The organism is Vibrio tapetis subsp. quintayensis (assembly GCF_030409945.1).
GTDB lineage: Bacteria > Pseudomonadota > Gammaproteobacteria > Enterobacterales > Vibrionaceae > Vibrio > Vibrio quintayensis.
On record NZ_JAUFQV010000024.1, the window covers coordinates 18593 to 39823 of the forward strand.

General features: G+C 44.8%; 19 protein-coding genes. 3 read left to right on the forward strand and 16 right to left on the reverse strand.

Translation table 11 applies throughout. The features are described from left to right. Positions 1-32: 32 nt before the first annotated feature. The 14 genes from QWZ04_RS08915 to QWZ04_RS08980 all read right to left on the reverse strand — a co-directional run bounded on the left by QWZ04_RS08915 (position 33) and on the right by QWZ04_RS08980 (position 11875). On the reverse strand, positions 33-413 hold the full coding sequence (locus QWZ04_RS08915) for a YbaN family protein (protein ID WP_290327113.1): 381 nt from the start codon (positions 411-413) through the stop codon (positions 33-35). Positions 414-492: 79 nt separating this feature from the next. Continuing rightward, positions 493-1938, reverse strand: coding sequence for a hypothetical protein (locus QWZ04_RS08920; protein ID WP_290327114.1), 1446 nt, complete (start codon positions 1936-1938; stop codon positions 493-495). Beyond that, positions 1928-2617, reverse strand: a complete 690-nt coding sequence (locus QWZ04_RS08925) for a hypothetical protein (RefSeq protein WP_290327116.1) — start codon at positions 2615-2617, stop codon at positions 1928-1930. The genes QWZ04_RS08920 and QWZ04_RS08925 overlap by 11 nt, the downstream gene beginning before the upstream one ends. After that, positions 2617-3063 (reverse strand): TadE/TadG family type IV pilus assembly protein, encoded by a 447-nt coding sequence (locus QWZ04_RS08930; protein WP_290327117.1) that lies wholly within the window; start codon positions 3061-3063, stop codon positions 2617-2619. Before QWZ04_RS08930 ends, QWZ04_RS08925 begins: the two co-directional genes overlap by 1 nt. Further along, a complete protein-coding gene (locus QWZ04_RS08935) occupies positions 3060-3782 on the reverse strand; it encodes a tetratricopeptide repeat protein (protein WP_290327119.1) in 723 nt (240 codons plus the stop codon). Before QWZ04_RS08935 ends, QWZ04_RS08930 begins: the two co-directional genes overlap by 4 nt. Before the next feature lie 10 nt (positions 3783-3792). Beyond that, on the reverse strand, positions 3793-4689 hold the full coding sequence (locus tag QWZ04_RS08940; RefSeq protein ID WP_290327121.1) for a type II secretion system F family protein: 897 nt from the start codon (positions 4687-4689) through the stop codon (positions 3793-3795). A gap of 16 nt (positions 4690-4705) precedes the next feature. Beyond that, the gene (locus QWZ04_RS08945; protein WP_290327123.1) at positions 4706-5602 is read right to left on the reverse strand and encodes a type II secretion system F family protein; all 897 of its coding nucleotides are present in this window, start codon (positions 5600-5602) and stop codon (positions 4706-4708) included. Beyond that, positions 5592-6926, reverse strand: a complete 1335-nt coding sequence (locus QWZ04_RS08950) for a TadA family conjugal transfer-associated ATPase (RefSeq protein ID WP_290327125.1) — start codon at positions 6924-6926, stop codon at positions 5592-5594. Before QWZ04_RS08950 ends, QWZ04_RS08945 begins: the two co-directional genes overlap by 11 nt. After that, positions 6926-8122, reverse strand: a complete 1197-nt coding sequence (locus QWZ04_RS08955) for a CpaE/TadZ family protein (protein ID WP_290327127.1) — start codon at positions 8120-8122, stop codon at positions 6926-6928. The genes QWZ04_RS08950 and QWZ04_RS08955 overlap by 1 nt, the downstream gene beginning before the upstream one ends. Next, the gene (locus QWZ04_RS08960) at positions 8122-8751 is read right to left on the reverse strand and encodes a CpaD family pilus assembly lipoprotein (RefSeq protein WP_290327129.1); all 630 of its coding nucleotides are present in this window, start codon (positions 8749-8751) and stop codon (positions 8122-8124) included. Before QWZ04_RS08960 ends, QWZ04_RS08955 begins: the two co-directional genes overlap by 1 nt. Before the next feature lie 9 nt (positions 8752-8760). Next, positions 8761-10236, reverse strand: coding sequence for a type II and III secretion system protein family protein (locus QWZ04_RS08965; protein ID WP_290327131.1), 1476 nt, complete (start codon positions 10234-10236; stop codon positions 8761-8763). Between the two features lie 16 nt (positions 10237-10252). Then, positions 10253-11167 carry a Flp pilus assembly protein CpaB gene (cpaB, locus tag QWZ04_RS08970; protein ID WP_290327133.1) on the reverse strand — a complete coding sequence of 305 codons (915 nt, stop codon included), beginning with the start codon at positions 11165-11167 and terminating at the stop codon, positions 10253-10255. 82 nt (positions 11168-11249) lie between these two features. Beyond that, the gene (locus QWZ04_RS08975) at positions 11250-11675 is read right to left on the reverse strand and encodes an A24 family peptidase (protein WP_290327135.1); all 426 of its coding nucleotides are present in this window, start codon (positions 11673-11675) and stop codon (positions 11250-11252) included. Beyond that, a complete protein-coding gene (locus tag QWZ04_RS08980; protein ID WP_290327136.1) occupies positions 11675-11875 on the reverse strand; it encodes a Flp family type IVb pilin in 201 nt (66 codons plus the stop codon). The genes QWZ04_RS08975 and QWZ04_RS08980 overlap by 1 nt, the downstream gene beginning before the upstream one ends. A 237-nt stretch (positions 11876-12112) precedes the next feature. On the opposite strand from QWZ04_RS08980, the gene QWZ04_RS08985 reads away from it, so the two are divergent. The 3 genes from QWZ04_RS08985 (at position 12113) to QWZ04_RS08995 (ending at position 17687) form a co-directional block, all read left to right on the forward strand. Further along, on the forward strand, positions 12113-15553 hold the full coding sequence (locus QWZ04_RS08985; protein ID WP_290327138.1) for an RCC1 domain-containing protein: 3441 nt from the start codon (positions 12113-12115) through the stop codon (positions 15551-15553). Positions 15554-15743: 190 nt separating this feature from the next. Further along, positions 15744-16622: a LysR family transcriptional regulator gene (locus QWZ04_RS08990; protein ID WP_290327140.1), complete on the forward strand. Its 879-nt coding sequence runs from the start codon at positions 15744-15746 to the stop codon at positions 16620-16622. 171 nt (positions 16623-16793) lie between these two features. Continuing rightward, on the forward strand, positions 16794-17687 hold the full coding sequence (locus QWZ04_RS08995; RefSeq protein WP_290327142.1) for a cation diffusion facilitator family transporter: 894 nt from the start codon (positions 16794-16796) through the stop codon (positions 17685-17687). A gap of 80 nt (positions 17688-17767) precedes the next feature. Here the strand turns inward: QWZ04_RS08995 and QWZ04_RS09000 are convergent, their stop codons facing one another. After that, the gene (locus QWZ04_RS09000) at positions 17768-18085 is read right to left on the reverse strand and encodes a DUF1244 domain-containing protein (RefSeq protein WP_290327144.1); all 318 of its coding nucleotides are present in this window, start codon (positions 18083-18085) and stop codon (positions 17768-17770) included. Then, entirely contained in the window at positions 18078-21227 is a 3150-nt protein-coding gene (vexH, locus tag QWZ04_RS09005; protein ID WP_290327147.1) for a vibriobactin export RND transporter permease subunit VexH, read from the reverse strand. Before vexH ends, QWZ04_RS09000 begins: the two co-directional genes overlap by 8 nt. Positions 21228-21231 lie beyond the last annotated feature (4 nt).

Here is a 21231-nt window from a genome sequence, read left to right on the forward strand (position 1 = left end):
GCCAGCGAGTTCCTTCGTTGGCTTTTTACTTTTTACTGGCTTACCGTTGGCCCAGAATAAGTCTTACATTTCAAAATGAACCAGGTTTCCATTAATAAAATCGTTACTAGTAACATTTGAACGTGAACATTGTCCAAAACGAACAAGACGGTCAATCCAATAGACAGCCATGTAATGACTAAAATCCTGGTTTTCTCTCTCACCGTTAAACCTAAGTCAGATCTAATACGACTTACAACAGGGCCAAACCAACGATTCGTTTCCAGCCAATGCATAAAGCGAGGTGAAGTCATGCCAAAACAATACATCGCAAGCAAAACAAAAGGCACCGTAGGTAACAAAGGCACAAATATGCCAATAAACCCAAGCGCAGTTGCCACCCACCCTAATGTCATCAATAAAACTTTTTTCATTTATAAACCTTTCTACAAGCCAATTTACACGTTACGAGTTACGCAACATTGAGTTATTGTTCTCAAATAGTGATATTACCTATAAGAAACGCACCTGATACTGGCGAATCGCCAAGCGAGCAAAAAACATCCTTAGTGCGCCTAAATCATCTCCATTTACGTAATTAAAAGTCCCTCCGGTCAGTGCTGTACATTGCCGATAGGCTTGCAACTCATCTCGTTTGACACCTTGGTCAAAAATCACCGCATCCATCTTGATGCCTTGGTTATGCAATGAGCGACACATAGTGCTAAGTAAAGTAACAAAACGCTTTTTTGTCACACCTTTATTATTAGCACCATCGGTAAACATGATGACACGACGTTTAGGCTCTTTTAGAGCTTGATTCACTTTAGGCCAAATTGCAGATCGCCATTTTGGGTCCAGTAAACGCCAAGCCCAGATTACGCCTTCATCCCCCCCAGTTACGTGTGTCGGGTAATAATCATTAGCTCTGTCTTTAAGTGCCAGAGTATCATCGGTTATTGGCATCAAGGCCATCGATGGGCATGAGCCATTAGAACCAATAAATCCCTCTGATTTCGGCCCTTTTTGAATAAATGGCAGCATATGGTCTGGTGTGAACCCTGAGTTCAGGTCAATCAAAAATTGACGTAAATCGTTGTTAAATCGAGAACCAGGGTAGTTAATCACCAATTCAAAACCCTGCCTCGCCGAATTCGGCACGCGCAATATATCGTTAGGATTATTTAGCTTATATGGCTTACGTGCCACGCACGCTCCGCTTCTTTTTCCCTCAACGCCTAATCGATGTAAAAAGTCACCATCATATCCGTGCATTCTTGCCGTTGACCTCACTCCATCCGGAATTTTTCGAGACTGTGGCGTAATCAGTCGATCTTGAAAAGCCTTTCCTACGTTCACGTAACCAGAATAGGGAACCAAGCCAATATGATGATCCTTAGATATCGCAACCTCGCCCGTTAAACTATCGATAAAATCATTTAGGATATCCGGCATAATCTCAGAAGGCTTTTGACCACCACCTAACTTACTCGACATCGACGAGCTCAAATCCAAACTTAACACCGTTTCGGTTGGTGGATATTGTCTGAGTAACTCACGGCTTACTTGCGCTGAAAGCACGGGAACGCCTTTAACAAACGGCTGTATTGGCAAACTCACATTCAGCCTAAGTTGCTCGGCATAACCTAAATTCGATAACTTTATCGACACTTGCTTGGCTGTTTTCACTGCCTGATCCCGAATACCAACAGGGCTATTATTTATAATAAACGTCCGCACCAAGTATTGGCCTTCTGCCTCCGTTACAGCAACACCCTCCCGAGCGACTAATGCCAGCGCCGCATCAACGGAATGGTTAAGCCTCGTCTGCATAGTGACAAAGCGAGTCGCACTGATAGACACAAAAAACATGACCATCATTAAAATAACAAACGTCACCATCAGCACCGTACCACTGCCTTGTTGCTTCGATAAAGAAGGCGTGTACTTACACTTCATTGCGATCTCCGCTATACCAGTAACGTCGTAAACTCAGTGAATCAGCAAACAGGGGAGCATCTAATAGTGTCTTTACGACGCTCATCAACCCAGAGGGCTGATAACAGGCTGCGACATAAATAAACTGACTGTGAGCACGATTTTTTAATTCGACTTCACGAGTAGAACTAGAATTGGACAGATACTTAACAAGACGAATTCCACCAGGCACATTAGGATACAACTCACAGCTTCCACCGCCCAAAATATTGGTCTTCGCAAACTCTTTACTGCTGGCATTGCTAGAATCACTGATAAATTCTAGCCGCATTGAAAATCGCTCAGAACTCTCTAACCCCATCGTTTCCAAAGCAATTTTAAGTAAGGTTTTCGTCACCTCTGACTCCGGGCAATCATCATGTTTCAAGTTCTGTTGGCTAACACCACAAAGCTGTTGTTCAAAGCGCACATTATTGCTGCTGTCTGGTGGAATATCAGCGGCCAATGGCCCAATGGTCGAGACGACTAAGTGCAACCTGTCTTGAAAGTGCACATAACGTAGGATGTCTACCGCCGCAATCATCAACCCCATAAAAATCGAGACATACAGAACCAACTCGATCATAATCACGCCGCGTTGTTTATATCTATTAGACATCGTATTTGAGTTAAAACGGCTAGGGATATTATCGTTTATCATCACCACTGCCCTCCTGAAAAATCTGGCTCATTACGCATAACCACCACGCTTCGATAGTCCCACTGACGAAGGCCGTCGGGTAGATAGATAGGGACAATTGGCGTAAACGAATACTTCATCTCATAACGTACAATGTATTGTTGGAAACCTTTGCCTGAACTGCATTTACCATCCGAATAAGCTTCTAAGTCCTCGCAGTTCTTAGCCGTCACTGTTACATTCTTACGCGAAAAATAGAATCGATCAGTGAAGTGTCGGTCAACATAGTATTCAACGCTTTTTTTTGCATCGGTGCGGCTGTCGTAAACCATCTCTCTAAATTTAAAATCAAGCATACTGCGAACCAAAAAATAACGGCTGACTTCTATGGCGATCATGGCGACAGAAAAAAACACCAAAAATGTCACGATGAATTCAACGGCATACGCCCCTCTTTGATGCTTCATTGTGTCGCCTTTAAGCTCTCAAGTTGTGCCAGCAATTGTTCCACTTCATAAGGGCTGGAATACCCTTCAAGAGTGCGAACTGCTTTCGGATCTTCTTGTTGTAGCAAGGCCACAATCGCCGCCAGCATATCGCGTTGCCTGTCCCGGACTCCTAGCTCATAAAGCGCTACAAGCTGAACTTCCGCTTCGCGGTAATCTCCTGATAATATTTGCGAGTACACTAGATTTCGACGCGCTTTTACATCAAGCTTATCTGCCGCTAAAACCTGCATGTACAGAGCTTGTGCTTCTTCATGTCTTTGCAAATAATCTAACGTCACGGCTTTAAGGTTACGTAACTCATTTGTGTTTATGTCCGTAGGTAAGTTAGCGAACGCCAGCTCAGGGTTTGATAGCTTAAGTTGCGTTTTTGCCATCCAAATACGGCTTTTAGCCCACTCTGGTTGATCTTCTTCTATCTGCTCTAAGTGAGTTTGAGCCAACACCCATTGTTTACTTTTATAGTAAAGTCGGCCTAAAGCTAAGTTAATTTCAGCGTCTGGATTTTTCTTGTATAAACGCTGATAGATGTTAAGAGCCGAATCCAATTGATTGTTTTGCTCAGACATCAATGCAACCTGTTTCTGCGCATCAGCACTTGCGGAATGAGAGCGGCTGTCTTGCGATTGGGCACACCCAACCAAAACCATCAACAGCAAAGCGGTAATCCAATGTTTCATGATTTCTTTCCTATGATAATGCGTCAATGAGCCCTAACAACGCAGGGGCAGCAATCAAAACAAGCGTGGGGAACAAAACGAGCAATATAAGCGGAAGCCCCATTTTTGCAGGGACTTTTGAGGCGCGTTCTTCCATAGACAATAAACGTTTCTGCCGTGTATCAGATGCCACTACTCGCAATGTTTTCGCGATAGACGTGCCGTAATTCATGGCTTGATACAAGGTAATCGCCAACATTCTCAACTCTTCTACCTGAGTTCTGTTGGCAAGGTTTTTAATCGCTTGACTGCGACTGGGTAAAATTCTGAGCTCGTTCACGACTTGTTGGAATTCGTCTGCCAGTTCAGGACAAATAGGCCGGATCTTCTGTCCTACTTTTTGCAATGAAACGTCTAGACTAGTTCCTGCTTCGGCACAAATGACCATCATGTCCATCACATCTGGGCAAAAACGGCTCATTCGAGACTGCCTTGCGTCCGCCAGAGCAGCAACACGCTTTTCGACCAAAATACCGACACCAATAGAAGCAACTAATGCAATTAGCGCGCTTTTTCCGCTGAGTAATTCAGGGTTGATGAGAAACCATAAAGCAGAGATACATAAGCCAAGAACCATCGCACCCATTTTGGCAAACAAAAACCAAGCCAAAGCTTTAGGGTGAAAATACCCCGCCTTAAGTAATAGAGTCTGTAAGGGCTGTTTGTCTCTTTCAGATGAGAGGTATTTTTCTACCCATGTAGCGCATGTTAGCCCAACACCTTTAAGTACCAGGCCCGCTTGGTTTTGCCTTCTTGGGGTTTGTAATACCAACAACAAGCGTCGATGAAAACGCTGCTTTTGGTACTTTGTTTGCGCGATTGAGCCTATAAACACCATAAGCGTTACGGCTAAAATAAATGGCATCATTGTAGTCATCCTATTATTACGACACCTTCGTCAATCGATTGATCCAAATAAGACCAAGCGCCATGCTAACAACCGCATAGGCCAATACGCTCTGACCACTTGGGTCATTAAGCAAGAAGTCGATTTGTTCTGGCTGTTTAACAAATTGCATCGAGAGCAAAACAATGGGAATCGCCGTTACTACCCTCGCAGCGACTCTTGGTTCCGCCGTCAGAGCCAGAACTTTCTGATGAATCTTGCTTTTCTCTCTTAGGCTCGCCCCTAAATTACTGAGTGCGTCCACCAATGGCCCACCGGTTTCAGTGTTCAAACTTAACACTGCGGTAAAATAGCCAAACGCTTCTGAATCCACCCGGTCGGCGGCATCTGAAAAGGCTTGTTGGAACGAGACACCTAATAACAGCGCATCATAGATTTTACGAAACTCGCTCCCTAACTGCCCCTCAAATGACTCTGAAACACTCAGAACCGAACGATTCAAAGGCACGCCTGCTGCAATGGCTCGGGCAAACACCTCGATAGCATCCGGTAACTGAGCTTCTAACTGCTGCAGGGCTTTCTTCGCTTGATGCGCAATAATGAGCTTGCTCGTCAATGCCATAACGACAACGGCGACACCAAAGGTAAGAATGAAGCTTGCGGACATTTTGTAACACAAGGCACCGGCCGCAATACCCACAACCATAACGGGTAGCGTAATAAGGGATTTGACTGATTGCAGTTGCAACTCAAACCCAGACATCGACGAAGCAGATAATTTAGCGAACGCGAGATCACCTTGATAATGAATAGACAGAACGCGTTTTGCTTGGCTTCTCAGCGTTGCCAATCGTTTTTGTTTACGCTCCAATTTGGCAACGATCACCGCGATACACACAACAAATGCGAGAACATAAACGGCGTTATTCATCATGATTTACGCCCTCAACCGTTCGTTTTTTCGCTAAGTATTGAGAGGCCAGTAGTTGTTGGGTTGCGTTAAGCAAACCGGCATGCTGTAGCTTTTCTTGCTTGCAACTTTGCTCAACTAAACAATCAAAGTGCCCCTCCAATGTGTCATCCACAATGCGGCCATCGTAGATAAATCTAAACAAAGTATGGAGTTCTATGTGTCCGTCATTACAGCCCAGTATTTCCGCAATGTGGGTAATGCGTCGTTTACCATCCCGGCAACGTTCAATTTGCACAACTACATCAATCGATGAAGCGATCTGTTTACGAACTAATTCAGGGTTGAGCTTACTTTGGCTCATGCTCAACATATTCTCTAAACGAATCAAGGCATCAGCAGGGGTATTGGCGTGTACCGTAGATAAGGATCCATCGTGGCCTGTGTTCATCGCTTGAAGCATATCAAACACTTCCTCGCCGCGAACCTCACCCAATAAAATCCGGTCCGGTCTCATTCGAAGCGCATTTTTAACCAAATCGGTTTGAGTTACCGCCCCTGAACCCTCAACACTCGCGGCACGAGTTTCGAGGCTAATAACATGCGGTTGTTTTAACTGGATCTCTGCCGCATCCTCTATGGTAATCAGCCGTTCATGCTCAGAAATGTGTTCGGAAAGTGCGTTGAGCAAGGTTGTTTTACCAGCGCCGGTTCCTCCCGAAACGACAATATTCATTTTGGCGCTTACGTAATTAGCCAGCAAACGAGCCATAGACGCCGACAAGTTTTCTTGCTGAGCCATGACCTCAAGAGACAATCGGTTTTTTGAAAACTTACGAATGGATATAACCGTGCCGTTTAGCGATAAAGGAGGGGCTATCACGTTCACTCGGCTACCGTCTTCTAACCGCGCATCGACCATAGGCGACGCTTCATCAATACGTCGTCCGACTAGGCTCGCAATTCTCTGCGCTATGTTATGTACGTGTTCTTGATTACGGAAAACAATGGACGTCAACTCTAGCTTACCGTGCCTTTCGGCATAAACTTGATCGCAACCATTAACCATAATATCCGCCACATTTGGATCATTTAGCAGACTTTCTAGTGGGCCTAAACCTAATATGTCGTCGATCAACTCTTTAGTGAGTTTTTGTTGTTCACGCAAATTCATGGTGACTTTGCTGTCTAATGCTAGCTGGTTCAGCGATTGAAAGACGGTAAACTCAAGTTCTTTGACTGACATTTCTAATGCTTGACTTGGATCAAGCGACTCCAACAACGCGTCTCGAACTGCGCCAATTTGTTCTTGCCTTAACTTTTCAGTTTGATGAATGTCGTGAGCCATTACGCGAGTTTCCTTTTATTCCAAAAAGAAAACAGACCGGATTTTTTCAGCTTCGCCTGCCCCAAACAGTCCAGCGCTATGTCTTTTAGCTGTTCAGCTGTCTTACCACCATGCTGGCTTAACATTTGACCGCTTTCTTGAGCCTGAGTAAATTTCTTACCGTTATAATCCAGAACATGACCTACTTGAATCCCAATAGCTTGTTCAAATTCTTGTAAAGTCAGCAACCTGCCAGATTCTGGCCTGACTTGATTAACAACGGTAATCGCACGTAAATGCTCATGTTTTTCTATAAAAGTTAACGCTTTAGCCAGTTCACGAGCACCAGATAAAGTAAGATCAGAAACCAATACGCAGGTCTGGCAATGGGCCAGAATTGCGTCTATTTTATCAATACTACTCTTCGCGCTATCCCAAACATGAGCAGCATATTCTTGATTCACTAAACGAGCTAAGGAAGCTAATTCTGCCACCTTGAACATTGAAGGCTGAGCAAAGGGCATATTGTCATCTAACAAAGCAAGTCGATCGTTTACTTGTACGACGCTACGTTCTAACAACAAGGGGTCCAACTCTTGTGCATAGGCCAGTAAGCCCGACAATTGCCCATGATTATCTTGATTTAAGTGAAGGCCTAAATCTCCTTGGTGAACATCAAGATCTATCGCCAAAGTATGTCGATGGTGTCTATTAGGCAGTAACCAAGCAATATTGGACGCTACTGTCGTCGCACCTACTCCCCCTTTTAAGCCCCAAATACACGTGCCGTTCAGCCGAGTCGAGCTTAACTCGCAGCCCAATTCAATACGCTTGAACACCTTCATAACCGCGTCGTGATTTAATGGCGTAGGCAGGTAATCAAAAACACCAAGCGCAACCAAAGCACGATATTTGTCGATGCCTTGATCCGGTGCGATAACAATAAGTTTTGTCGAGACGGAGCATAAAGAAAGCAGTTCTTCTGCAACTGACAATATATTTTCTTGTTCAGACAGCTCAACAAGTACTATGTCGGTATGGGCATGTTCACGGCAATATGCCATCGCTTTTTGGCTGTCTCCTTGGTGCAACTGGCTATCGAAATTACGCTGGTTAAGTAACTCTGCCAGCTTCTGCTTATCCGCGTCACAGCTCAAATATGCTGAAACTGATAGGGTTTGTCCCGCTACCATCATGTTAGGTGAGCTAGTTTCCATTATTCATCTCCAACACTGATCGGTTGCGTTTGAAGTGGCATTAGCGACCCTTGATTAAATGCTTCTACCGCACTCACACCTTGAACACTGCTGTTATTTTGGTAGATTTTTCCTTGTAAAAAGTCCCTTGGGTCAGCAACCATCGCCACTTGATTTTGTATGCTGGCACACGCATGGTTTGGGCTATATCCCGTTTTACCATCAAACGTTTCCGGGAATGCCGCCGTATCATCACAGCCAACCACCCTTGCCACCGCATAATGCCCAACGACAGTCACTTGCTGAATTTCTGCAGGCTGAAATGTAAACAAACTTACATCGGAGACGTTAGATTTGGTGTGTGACTTCAACATCGACACATGTTTTTTTGACCAATTATTGGGGTAACGGATCGCGGCTTTTATTAACGCTGGAGTATCTAGCTGCGCCAAAAAACTCCCCATCTCACGCTTCATTGATTGTGTTACTTCCAGCTCAATGTGCCGGGTTTGTATATCAACGATAATTTGAGGGTCTTGATAGGGCGTCGATAGCCTGTCTTCCATTTTTATCATTTGAGTTCGATTAAACTCGCAGCCAGCTAACAGTCCACACGCCACTGCAATCAGAGTTAAGTTTCGCTTCAACATGGTCATTCCTTAAAATTCAAAGCCTTTAAATGCTTCGCTTGCGATGGCTTGTGGTGGTTTTTGATACGCATCTATCGGCTTCAAGCTACGGCCAAAAATCAAACGCTCGAATGGGCTTGAAAGATGTAAGTTGTCCGTCGGTAATGCTAACGGAACACGAGTCGGTTCTACCAAATGGGCACTGGCTATGATCACCAATTCTGATTCACTGTTTTTAAACTGGCTTGATTCGAATAAACGGCCTAATACTGGGATCTGATTGACCCAAGGTAAATTTTGCAGATCATCGTTTACCCGTCGTTTTATTAAACCTGCAAGTGCAAAGCTTTGCCCCGACGCAAGCTCTACGCTGGTCTCGGCACGGCGAATATCAAACCCTTGCTGCACAATGCCATCGGTCACGACACTATTAGCTGAAGACAGGTCACTTATCTCGGTTTTTACTTTTAGCGCTATTCGGTTGTTCGACATAATGGTTGGCGTTACTGCGAGCAATACACCAAACGGGCGATATTCAATCGTTGCCGCTCCATCTTTGCCGCCGCTGATCACTTGAGGAACTTCCCCGCCGGCCAAGAATGAGGCAGTTTCACCTGTCGTCGCCGTCAAGTTAGGCTCCGCTAATACTGTCACCAGATTTTCTTCCGCTAGAATGTCTACCATACCGACAATGTCTTCAATTGGACGCAATGGATTAACCTTGCTGCCCTTAAATAGGTTTTCAGAAATAATTGGGTTATCCGCAATCGCGATTTTCTTGTATCCCGAAGAAAAGCTTTTATTTAAATAGTTCCACTGGAAACCAAAGTTCTCTTTCACTTGCTTGCTAACTTCTGCAATTCGAATACGAATATTGACCTGAGTAGGCGCATTGATTTTCAAGCGATTCAAAACCAAGCCTTGCTTATACCCGCCAATACCAGCGCCACGCCCTACAGCTGCACTTTCGCCACCATCACTGGTCGGCATCGTTGACGCTTCGCTTCCTATTTGAAGGGCTTGTTGAACAAATTCATTCGTGATGGCAAGCGCTTGAGCGGCCGTTGCGGCATCAGGTACGCTGCCCGACAGCATCACACCACCTCCATATGCGCGAACACCAATGTTCGCTAGAGGAAATTCACGTTTAAGTGTTGGGCGCAACCCTGACAGGTCGTAACCCACTCTTACATTGGCCGAATACACCTGGTGGCCATTTTCATCCAGCACAAACAAGCTAGATGAACCGGGTTTACGACCAAACACGATCAATGTTTTATCGCTGGATGCCTGAAAGCTCGCAATACTAGGGTCAGCAATAAAGACTGTATTGGCCGCTTGCTGTAAGGTAATAACTTTGGCGGATCCCAGGTACAAATTAAGCGTCTGTTTTGCTGAGGAAATCTGAGCTGCATTCGCTTGAAAAACCGGCATCACAACGAAAAACGACAAAGCAAATCCTGTCAGCCAAATTCGAAATGTTTGGCTAACTACATGTTGTTTCATTTTATTTTCCCTAAATTTAATCGGCTAGAACTTCAACGCCGCTGTCTGCGACACTTAAATTACGACGCTTAATGCCATGCATTAACACAACGCTTGGTGACGCGATGGGTTGTTTGAAATGATCGGTTACTTGGCTTGCTGTTGTCGTTGACTCATCGAGCATTATTTCAGGCTCTATTTCTACAAACTCACTGCGTAGGCTCAGGGAAAGCTCTCCCATTTTTCTTGCGACAGTCAGCAATTCAGCCTGTTTTGCCGTCGTTTCCAACGTTGCGGTGCCCGTTTTAGCGAGATCGAACGCCTGCGTTTCTACCAAATTTTCGACATTTTGGTTGATGGCAAGTACCCGAACGTTACTGAGTATGGTTTTAGCAATGATGCTTGAAAGTTCACGGCCAGACATACCACCACCCTCTAGGTTAGTCGTAATAATCACATCGACAGAGTTACCCGGCTTAATCAGCCCCGAGCTACCCGAAATAACATCGATAGGAATACTTACGGCGCGCATCCCAGGCTTCAATACCGCAGACAAGTAGTTAAAGTCGCCCGGTCGAATGAAGCTCGCTTTGTTAACAAATTCGCCTTGCTTAATCGCGTGCCTGACCACAAATCCTGCCAAGGTTTGAGGTTTAGCAATACCTTTTAGGTAATAACGCTCGAGATCCGCTATCTCTTCATCTTCACGCTTTTGTCGCCAGATCAAATCGGATTCTTGTACCAGGCTACCTTTAGCCAAGCTTCTATTGGCCGTAAGAAAATAAGCGCCTTGATATATTGCAGTTACTGACTCTTCTGTTGTGTTGAGGTCTGTTTGGCTAGACTTTACTGTATTACTTGGGCTCGTATTCAATGACTGCTGCCAATATACGTAGCCACCAGCGGCGATAATGCCCGCCAGTAATATGTAAAGTAAAAAACGAATTTTCATAACTTTTACTATTCCGTTAATCAGAAAGTGACGGTGTAGCCAACCACCAGCCACGACCTATGGATTAACCACCGTTCACTTTCTAGACGCTAAGTTGATAAAGAGTGCCTAAAGCAATCGCCACACCATAAGGCAAGGGGTGGTTAGTTTGACTAAATCGCGCTAACAGCAGGTATATTGCAGCTAATAGCCCCCCCAAAAGGGCAACGCTTATCAGTGTTTCTGGCCATTTTTCCCCCACCCAAAGTAAGCACAACGCAATCAGTTTTCCGTCACCGGCACCCCAGATATTGAGTGCGTAGAGTAAAAAACCCCCTACCAGAGCAGCAAAGCCAATCATAAGGTGAGTGCGTATCTGGTCGCTTTCTAAATAGCTCACTGCAAAGACTAACCAAAGAGCCAAAAGTACTGCGCATGCCCAATGGCTAATGGTTCTACTTTTTAGATCGCCGAACGAAATCCACAACAATGGACCTAGTACGAAAAAGATGGGGGTGTCGACAGCCATTAACTTCCTTCAGAACCACCCGCTGTTTGGCTTTCAATGGTGCCGGCTACGGTTTCAAAAGCATTGGTTAGCGCCTCGGTAAACACGCCGTCGTCTCCAAGCACTAGCGCGATAACACCAGCAAGACCAGCAGCAAGAACGCCGTACTCTATGGACGTCACACCTTTATTTTCGTTACAAAATTTTACAACTCGACGCATCTCTAAAACCCCTTTTATTGCGAATATTTCTCATTTGCAGTTGATAATGATATTAGTTATCACTAAGATGCGGGCATTATTTATAAAACGAATCTATTCGTCAACTACATTTATATAGTTAATACGTCTGGTAAAATAAGTTAAGCCAGCAGATTTGCTATGAAAATTGTGGTTATTCGTCATATGAAACATTTTGTTTTTGTTCATAGTGACGCTTTAAATCAAAGGAGAAAACCAATGCGCTTATTGAAGACGAGCCTTTCACTGGCTATTGTCGCGGTACTTTCTGGCTGTGGCGGAGGCGGAGGTGGCAATGCTGCTACCGATAATTCAGGTTCCCCTTCACAAACCCAAGTTGGACGGTTTACAGACAGTGCTGTTGGTGGTGTAAGTTACAAAACGGCCACCCAGAGTGGCTTAACCAATGCCAAAGGTGAATTCAACTTCATTGCTGGCGAAATGGTTACATTTTCAATTGGTAACATTGAATTAGGTTCAGCAAAAGCAAGTGAAGATGTCACACCAATGGACTTACCCGCGCCTATTTTAATCAGCCAATTACTTCAATCGTTAGATGCGGATGGCGACCCCGATACCGCAGGCATCACTATTTCTTCTGAAGCTCGCACTATTGCCGAGACTCTGCCTGAGGGTAAGGGGCTTGACTGGAATAGCGCAACTTTCGAAGCCGAGTTATCCGATTTAATTCTCCAAGTTGACGCTGCGATTCCAGGTAGCGACTCTAAAGTGCCACTAAAAATCAAATCTCGCCAACAAGTCATCGAGCACCTAAACCGTAACCCAGTCATTGCCCAGTCTGGTAAAGACATCTCCGAGGTAGCGCTTAAGAAAATCGCCCAACTGACTCACTCACAAAAACCAGACAGTCAAAAACTCTATCGCTTGTTGGATATCGCTCAATTTACCAACATCCAAAAAGGTTATTCGTATTTGAAGGCCATTTCTCTAGATAAGAACGGCGAATTAGACAAAGTAACCACTCAAAGTAACGTCAAGACTCTTTCTAATTTGGTTACGTGGTCTCAAACACCGGCGTTACTTGATGAAAAAACGAACCAAGACAAGTTCGTGGCTCAAATAGCCAGTTTGCTCAAGTTAAATCCTGCGATTTTAGAAGGGGCTGATTACCGTGAACTGTTTAGAACCAAGGGAAAGAGGCTTGATGTAGACGCAACACTCACCGCTTTTTCCGCCCACGTAGATTTGCTTAAACACAACCGAGCAGAAATCAGCTTAACCCGTGCGCAAGTACGTGAAAAGTTGCAGCTGTTAATGCCCAATTCTGATTTGAAATTTGATATCGATTACAACACCGTGCTCGTGTTTAAAGATAATCTGCTTTACGTGCCAACGGTAGAATCCAAGTTGAACCGTATTAGTCTTTTCATTGATAAGCTGGTTGATCCTAAATCGACACCTCGTGTCATGGCTTATAGCTTGAAGTACTTGGGCTTTTCCGATATTAATATCGACCAAGACTACAACTTTAAACCTTATGTTTCAGCCACCAGCATTGACTTCGACAAGGTGCAATCTGTGGTATCGGCTACTGAGAAGTTAGCCGCTTATGCTCGTAGTTACGTAATATGGCCCGACCAAAGTCGTTTCAACAACACTGTTAATACAACTGAAGCATCGGCTACCGAGCTAAAAAAATGGTTACTTGAGGCTGGTTTCAGCCTGCCTAAAGAACAAGCCTCCACAGATAATCTACAGCACTTCAAAAATGCACTCGTGCTTCGCACACTCAACAACACACTGGATCTTGCTACGGTACAACGTGCTATCTCTGCCCAGCCAACTCCTGGGGTAGCATCCATAAAAGTACATCACAACAAACAGTTAAATCACAACTTTTATCCGGTTGCGATAAGGCATGACGGCGCGATTGTTATCTGGAAAGCCAAGTACGTAGGAAGACCAAGCGCCGATTACATCAATGAACAAGGTAAAGTGAAAGTCTTTAACCTCGACGGTCCTGCAGCCGTTCGCGTATATAGCACTCAGTTCAATAATGCAGCAATACGCACTGACGGCTCAGTACTGTATTGGAGCAACCGAGATTTAGATGCAGATCCTATTGTATTACCAGAATTCGACGCTAAGAACCCTGCTGTTGACATTGCCGCGACCTTAAAAACCATGGCGGTGTTACGCAGTGACGGTTCCGTCGTTACTATTGGTGACGGTGATGCAAAAGACATCAGCGCTATTAGCTCAGAGTTAGACGGTAAGAACCCAGTTGTTTCACTCCACTCTACTGGCAACACATTTACCGCGCTTCGCCAAGATGGCTCGGTGGTTTTTTGGGGCAAAAAGTCCGAAGCTGATCAAGATAAGCTAAAGCTTGAAGCTCCTGGGCAAGACCCATTCAACCCTGAAGGCACAAAACACTTAGCGATACAAAAAATATACAGCAACAAAGGCGCTTATGCCGGAATTAAGGGTGACGGCTCTGTTGTTACCTGGGGAGATGCTTCTAAAGGAGCAGACGTATCCCGAGTGAAAGCAGACATCGACGGCACCGTTTCCATTATCTCGATTGCCACAACTTCTACTGCATTTGCCGCCCTACGCCAAGATGGCAAAGTTGTTTCATGGGGTGACGTAAAAGCAGGGGGGGCATCTCAACCTAATGAGAAAGATTACCCAGATTGGTTATACAAAGATAAAAAGAACAAGATCTACGCGGATTGGTTATTCGATGGTTACGGTGACGGGAAAGGGAACATAGACTGGCCTCGGGTATTGAGTGAATTGATCTATGTCGGCTCTAGCATGCCGGAAAATCATACTGAATTAGAATCAGGCGTTGCGAGTATTCATGCTTCAGACAGTGGTTTTTTTGCATACAAAGAAAACGGAAAGTCTCAAGCTTGGGGATACGAAATGTGGCTCCCTCAAGATGTTAAAGATGCCATTGCCAGCCAAAAGATAGAGCAAGTCTACACAGGTACAGGCTCTAGAATCTTTGTTGCAAAACTCACCGATGGTTCATTGCTTCAGTGGGGACAACAGTTTGGTGAAACTAATGGCGCGGCTGCTCCATCAGAGCAGCTAAATGGATCGGTATCGGTGAAAGATGTCTATATCAACACGAGTTCAGTTTATGCTTTGCTTGAAAATGGCGCGGTGGTGCCATGGGGTTATGGTTCATTTGATATCGTTCGAAACTGGGGCTTTAACAACAACCCAATGAGAAGATTTAAGCAAGATCCCACTTTGTTTGATGGTAGCCGAGAAGATAAAAAAATCACTGCAATGTCAGTTAATGGCATGACTTACACCGCTCTGCACGCCGATAGCTCAATTACCACTTGGGGAATGGCAAATGGAGGCGGTAACAGTCAATACGCACGCAATGAATTGGGGCCACGAAACGTAAAAGGTGAACTTAATCCAACGCGGGATATGGATAAAGACGGCTTAGATTTCTCGACCGAAAGAAAACTGGGTACATCTGATTACTCTTGGGACTCTGACGGCGATGGCGTACTTGATATTATTGAAGTGAATCAAACCAATACCAGCCCAACTCAGATTCGCCCAGTACAAGGTGATATCGACAATAAAGGCTTACCAAAGCGAGATGATGGTTTAGTGACACTTCCGGGGACGACCCAACCTGCCAGTTGGATTCGCTCTGTAAGTAAGTAATATGATCCAATTAAAAAGCGTCACTTCGTAATGAAGCGGCGCTTTTTTATTTACCACTTTATGCTGTTACAACTGAAACACGTACTTTGATGCTCAGTAAAAAGAGAAATGTCGTAAATAATGGCAATATTTGTTATTTTCCAAATGTCGCTTCAATAACTTACTCATTTCTCTAAGGATCGCGCATTTTATGAACCTGTCTCAAGTTGAAGCCTTCTGCACTGTTGTCGACGTGGGTTCGGTCTCAGAAGCGGCTCGACAATTAGCCTGCAACAGAACCAAACTCAGCATGGCGATTAAAGCACTAGAGAAAGAGTTAGATACGGCATTATTTGTGCGTTCAGGTAATCACCTTGCTCTCTCTGAAGCAGGCAAAGCCATCTATAAAGATTGCGAAAGTCTACTGGTTACGCAAAAGCGGATTATTCAAACTTGCCGACAAGTCTCTGGGGAGTTTAATGCCGAAGTCTGGATTGCTCGTGATGACTCTTTACCCGATGAGCTTTGGCAAAAACTGGCGCATCAAATCAACAAAAAGTTTCCAGCGACTTCCTTTAACATCGTTCTCGCATCAAGTGGTGACCTCGCAAACTTAGTCGAAACTCATCAAGTTGATTTCGCATTCGGTGTTGATTATGAACGAACTGATGACCCTCGAGTCACCTACCACCCTATCGGCAAGATACGGTTAATGTCAGTCTGTCGTTCAGGGCACCCACTGACCAAAATGCGACGAGTCTCGGATGAAGATTTACGAAATGCAATGCAAGCCTCGCTGGCCTACTTAAACGAAAAGGACAATCCAGAACTGCAACCGTTCTCTCTGCGTTATATCGGTTTTTCAAGCTTTGATTACATGTTAAATACTATTCTCAGCGAAGACGCTTGGGGCGTATTACCTGAGCCTCTAATTCGCCCTCTTCTTCGTCAAGAAAACATCGCGGTGATCAAACACACCTACGGGCTGACTCAAGAAGACTATTGCATGTTTACCGCAGCGGGGATGACCGAGGATTCTGCCATGGTTTGGTTGGTCGATAAGCTGAGTGATTACCTATTCGACTTCTAACTCATCACTGACCGTCAATTATATTGACGCCAAATTTAACCAATAAGCTCCTGAATTATAACCGTTATTCCAATTACACTTGAAATTACGATCATTCATTGACCAGTTTTAGTTTGTAAAGCATCCATCTTACACGAAGAATGAAACTGTATTCACAGTATGAGACATTCTATGTGTGCTAAGACAAACAAGAACGAAAACAAAGTGTTAACCTTTTCAGCTATTCTAGCTTCTGGCTTTGCGCTGGGTGGGCTCGTTCTTGGATTATGGGTCGGTTCATTGGTCATCGTTTTCGATGGCGTCTACTCATTAATCAGTCTACTGTTAACTTTATTGTCACTGGCCGCCGCATGGTACATTCAAAAACCCTCCGATTCTCAATTCCCCTTCGGACGAGCAGTCATCGAACCGATTGTTATCATAATTAAAGCGGCATCGATTCTCGGTATCGTGATATATGCTTTATATTCTGCCGTTGAAGCATTATTCGCGGGTGGACGCCAAGTCGATGCATCTATTGCCACCTTGTTTGGTGTTGTCAATGTGGTTGGTTGCGGATATGCATGGTGGGTGATCGCCAATAAAAGCAAACAATACTCTTCCGGTTTAATAGAAGCCGAAGCAAAGCAGTGGAAGATGGACACGTTGCTCAGTTTGGTGGTAACCGCAGGGTTCGTTGCGGCTTGGTTTATTTCCCTTTCGCCGCTTCGCGAATATGCCGTGTACGCCGACCCCGCCATGATGGTTTGCATGTCTTTCTATTTCATCAAAGTACCATTCGACATGCTTAAAGATGCGCTACGAGAACTACTGATGATGTCTCCAGATAAGGCGTTGTGTCAGAAAGTCGATAATGATATCTCTGCAGTAGAACAAGAAATGCCTCAAGACATTCAAGTGACGGGTGTCACCAAGATTGGCCGTGAGCTTAGAGTAGACGTGAGTATTCTCACCAATAAAAAGTCCATTGAAATCGATGATATCGAACGTACAAGAAGCAAAATAACGCGTCGGCTTTCTAGCCTACCTTATGATTTACAGCTTAATCTTAACGTTTGTACCTGATGATGAATGTTTGTACCTAACAAACGAAAGTGCCGCTCATTAAAGAGCGGCACTGAGTTTATCAATCAACCTATCTGGTGTTATTTGTTCTGACGAGCTTCAAAGGCTGCCAATTGCTCAGGCGTTGCCGCTGGTTGATGGTTGTCTTTCCACTCTTGATATGTCATGCCATAAACACGTTCACGTGCGTCATCAATATCTAAATCATGGCCCTGACTCTCTGCTTCTGCTTTGTACCATTTACTAAAACAGTTGCGACAAAAACCGCCTTCAATCATTAGGTCAATATTTTGCACGTCTTTGTTGTCGTCAAGGTGGCGCAACAAACGACGAAACACTTCTGCATCTAGCTTATCTTGTTGCTCTTGGCTTAGGTTCTTGTATTTAAAATCAGCCATTTCTTTCTCCGTTATTGTTCATTCCAAATTCACCGTGAGTCGATCTAGCAACCGTCTCTTTAGAAAGCGCTTCGTTAAGTTGAGCTTCAACAAAGCCCGGTGAATGTGTGCGCACACATATTAAGCGATACATGGCCGGAATGACAAATAATGTCACCAAAGTCGCAAAGCCCATACCAAAGAAGATCACCGTACCAACAGCGATTCGGCTTTCATAGCCCGCTCCAGTCGACACGATCAATGGAATAGAGCCCGCTAGCGTTGTAAAAGCGGTCATGAGAATCGGGCGCAAACGTCTTGCCGCCGCATCGATAATGGCTTGTTCAAACACCACGCCTTTATCACGGAGTTGGTTGGCAAACTCAACAATCAATATGCCGTTTTTGGTTACCATGCCGATCAACATGATCATCCCTATTTGGCTATAGATATTGAGCCCTTGGTCCATGACAAACAGGCCAATAAACCCACCCAATATGCCCATCGGTACAGTCAGCATCACCACTAACGGGTTAATAAAGCTTTCAAACTGAGCGGCTAATACTAAATAAGCCACCAGCAGAGCCAGAGCAAATACCACCAACACACTGGCTTGATTTTCCTTGAACTCTTTAGATTCTCCGCTGTAGGCAACCGAGATATCACTCGGGAGGTTTTCAATTGCGAGCCTATCAAGCTCATCCAGCGCTTCGCCTAAGGTGTATCCATCGTTCAAGTTTGCCGTAAGCGTAATGGATTTTTGCTTATTGTTGTGTGACAAGCGAATCGACGATGCCACCTCTTCGATGCGAGTTACAGCATCTAGCGTCACCAGTTGGCCGCTATTGGTTCGCATGTAAATTTGGCTAAGATCCGCCGCATTATTGAAGTGGTTTTCGTCACCTCGCAAATACACGTCGTATTCTTCACCACGTTCTACAAAGGTGGTTTCTGTTTTGCCACCTAACATCACTTCTAACGTGTTAGAAATATCTGTGACTTTAATGCCTAGCTCTGCCGCTCTGTTCTTATCTACCGATACCACTAACTCTGGCGTTTTTTCTGAATAGTTTATTTCTGCACCATTCATTATCTCGCTTTCATTGGCTTTGGTTTTTAGTAGCTCAGACCATTTCTGCAATTCAGGGTAATCTGAACCACCGAGAACAAATTGCACCGGTTCACTCGACCCGCCTCTAAAGCCTGGCATCATCGGGAAAACTCGAGCATCGGGAATATCAACTAAGGCCTTACGGATCATGCCCAGCGCTTCTTGCGCCGTCACCGTTCTGTCTTCCCAATCTTCTAAGATCATAATGACAAAACCGGTTTGATCTCCAGCATTACCACCAAACGCAGGCGATTGAACACTGAATGACTTCAACACTCCTTGCCCTAGCAATGGCAATAATCTTTCTTCTACTATATCAATATTGGCGTTCATACGGTTGTAACTGGTAGCATCAGCACCACGGACAAACGCAAACAATACGCCCCTGTCTTCTTGTGGCGCCAGTTGTGAGGGTACCTTGTCCATCAGCACCACACTTCCGCCAACACAGCCAAGAATCACCAATGGAGCGAGTAGCCTCACGACCATGGCTTTGGTTAGCAACCAACGATAACCACTTTCCAGTCGACCAAACAGACGATCGATGGCTTTATTAAAGCGATTTGGCTTCACATTGGCTTTTAGGATTTTACTGCCTAGTACAGGTGTCAGCGTCAGTGCAATTAACGACGAGAAGATAACGGACATCGCCAGCAATACAGAGAACTCAGTAAACAGCAAACCCACCATGCCTTCCATAAAGGAAATAGGTAAGAACACCATGACCAAAACCAGCGTAGTGGCAACAACCGCAAAGCCTACTTCTCTGGTTCCTTTATAAGCCGCGACAAGGGGAGATTCGCCTTTTTCAATGTGATGAAAGATATTTTCAACCACCACAATGGCGTCATCCACAACCAAGCCGATAGACAAAATAAGCGCCATCAAGGTAATCAGGTTGATAGAAAAACCAAAGTAATAGGCCGCAATGAAAGAAGAAATCAAAGACACTGGCACAGTGACGGCAGGAATCAGTGTGGCTCGAACCTGACCAATAAAGATGTACAGCACCAAGATAACCAAACCACCGGTAATAAATAGGGTGTTGTATACCTCACTGATAGAGCGGTCGATAAACACTGTCGAGTCGTAATCTATCGCCAAACGCGTGCCTTCAGGCAGGAATTTTTGAATATTATCGACTTCTGCTCGCACCGATTTGGCGACTTGAAGTGGATTGGCATCCGATTGGGGAACAATACCCAAACTGACGTTAACCACGCCGTCACTTTTAAAGGTCGAATTCTCATTCTGAGCACCAATATGTACATCAGCTACGTCTTTTAGATAAATCGGAGTACCGTCACTGGCTTGCTTCACTACCAAGTAATCAAAGTCTTCAGCAGTGTTATAAAGACGCGCCGTGCGCACTGACATAACAATGGCGTCGTTACGAACTTCACCACCCGGATTTTCGACATTTTCACTTTTTAGCGCCGTGGTAATGTCGGTGGTTGTTACGCCGCGACCAGCCATAAGCTCTGGCTTAAGCTTGACGTACATAACCTTATACAAACCACCAGACACCTGAACGGAACTCACACCAGAGATCAAACTAAAGCGATCGTTTAGTACTCTATCGGTATAGTCGGTTAACTGAGTTCGGTCCATCACCGACGAGCTCAAGTTAATGTAAATCGACGCCTCACCCGTGCCGTTGTCTTTATACACAATCGGGTCATCAGCTTCATCAGGCAACCGTCTTTGCGCCCTTGCCACGGCGTCACGTACATCACTGGCACCGGTATTTAGATCGTAACCCAATTCAAACGTGATTTTGATTCGTGATGAGCCATTACGTGTCGTTGAAGTGATTTCATCAATGCCACTAATACCAGAAAGCTGATCTTCCAACACCGAAGTAATTTGGCTCTCTATAATAGAAGCGGAAGCACCGTCATACCTTGTAGAGATAGACACCACTGGGCTTTCAATGTCCGGCATTTCACGTACGGCAAGCTTGGTAAATGAAACGGCGCCAAAGACACACAGCAATAAGCTCAGTACAATCGCCACCACTGGCCTTTTTACAGAGACATCCGATAAAAACATGCCC

Coding starts and splice junctions, on each gene's coding strand:
- QWZ04_RS08915 (WP_290327113.1), bottom strand. CDS start 413: ATGAAAAAAGTTTTATTGATGACATTAGGGTGGGTGGCAACTGCGCTT.
- QWZ04_RS08920 (WP_290327114.1), bottom strand. CDS start 1,938: ATGAAGTGTAAGTACACGCCTTCTTTATCGAAGCAACAAGGCAGTGGT.
- QWZ04_RS08925 (WP_290327116.1), bottom strand. CDS start 2,617: ATGATAAACGATAATATCCCTAGCCGTTTTAACTCAAATACGATGTCT.
- QWZ04_RS08930 (WP_290327117.1), bottom strand. CDS start 3,063: ATGAAGCATCAAAGAGGGGCGTATGCCGTTGAATTCATCGTGACATTT.
- QWZ04_RS08935 (WP_290327119.1), bottom strand. CDS start 3,782: ATGAAACATTGGATTACCGCTTTGCTGTTGATGGTTTTGGTTGGGTGT.
- QWZ04_RS08940 (WP_290327121.1), bottom strand. CDS start 4,689: ATGATGCCATTTATTTTAGCCGTAACGCTTATGGTGTTTATAGGCTCA.
- QWZ04_RS08945 (WP_290327123.1), bottom strand. CDS start 5,602: ATGATGAATAACGCCGTTTATGTTCTCGCATTTGTTGTGTGTATCGCG.
- QWZ04_RS08950 (WP_290327125.1), bottom strand. CDS start 6,926: ATGGCTCACGACATTCATCAAACTGAAAAGTTAAGGCAAGAACAAATT.
- QWZ04_RS08955 (WP_290327127.1), bottom strand. CDS start 8,122: ATGGAAACTAGCTCACCTAACATGATGGTAGCGGGACAAACCCTATCA.
- QWZ04_RS08960 (WP_290327129.1), bottom strand. CDS start 8,751: ATGTTGAAGCGAAACTTAACTCTGATTGCAGTGGCGTGTGGACTGTTA.
- QWZ04_RS08965 (WP_290327131.1), bottom strand. CDS start 10,236: ATGAAACAACATGTAGTTAGCCAAACATTTCGAATTTGGCTGACAGGA.
- cpaB (WP_290327133.1), bottom strand. CDS start 11,167: ATGAAAATTCGTTTTTTACTTTACATATTACTGGCGGGCATTATCGCC.
- QWZ04_RS08975 (WP_290327135.1), bottom strand. CDS start 11,675: ATGGCTGTCGACACCCCCATCTTTTTCGTACTAGGTCCATTGTTGTGG.
- QWZ04_RS08980 (WP_290327136.1), bottom strand. CDS start 11,875: ATGCGTCGAGTTGTAAAATTTTGTAACGAAAATAAAGGTGTGACGTCC.
- QWZ04_RS08985 (WP_290327138.1), top strand. CDS start 12,113: ATGCGCTTATTGAAGACGAGCCTTTCACTGGCTATTGTCGCGGTACTT.
- QWZ04_RS08990 (WP_290327140.1), top strand. CDS start 15,744: ATGAACCTGTCTCAAGTTGAAGCCTTCTGCACTGTTGTCGACGTGGGT.
- QWZ04_RS08995 (WP_290327142.1), top strand. CDS start 16,794: ATGTGTGCTAAGACAAACAAGAACGAAAACAAAGTGTTAACCTTTTCA.
- QWZ04_RS09000 (WP_290327144.1), bottom strand. CDS start 18,085: ATGGCTGATTTTAAATACAAGAACCTAAGCCAAGAGCAACAAGATAAG.
- vexH (WP_290327147.1), bottom strand. CDS start 21,227: ATGTTTTTATCGGATGTCTCTGTAAAAAGGCCAGTGGTGGCGATTGTA.